1 protein-coding gene is annotated in these 452 nt (G+C 50.7%); it reads left to right on the top strand.

Features of this window, described 5'->3' with window-relative positions; genetic code table 11:
* On the top strand, positions 1 to 452 hold a 452-nt coding region (locus JKG61_RS22780), incomplete at both ends, for a hypothetical protein (RefSeq protein WP_202105309.1).

Below are 452 nucleotides of genomic sequence, written 5' to 3' on the forward strand. Positions count from 1 at the left end.
GCAGCAGTGTTACCCTTCGCTGGACAGTTAGCAACGGCAGCTGTGCGGATAGTTTTGACGAAGTCGTTCTGACGAACTATGCTGCGCCTACGGTAGCTGTTGCAGGTGCTGATCAGGAAAACTGTAATGTTTCGAGCTTTACTTTAGCAGGAAATGCCCCCGTTGTCGGTACAGGTCTGTGGAGTATCGTTAGCGGGGCGGGTGTTATCACAAGTCCTACATTATACAATACTACGGTTACGGGTGTTGCTGCAGGCAGCAGTGTTACCCTTCGCTGGACAGTTAGCAACGGCAGCTGTGCGGATAGTTTTGACGAAGTCGTTCTGACGAACTATGCTGCGCCTACGGTAGCTGTTGCAGGTGCTGATCAGGAAAACTGTAATGTTTCGAGCTTTACTTTAGCAGGAAATGCTCCTGTTGTCGGTACAGGTCTGTGGAGTATCGTTAGCGGG

Origin of the sequence: Sphingobacterium faecale, from assembly GCF_016746095.1 — a bacterium.
Lineage (GTDB): Bacteria > Bacteroidota > Bacteroidia > Sphingobacteriales > Sphingobacteriaceae > Sphingobacterium > Sphingobacterium faecale.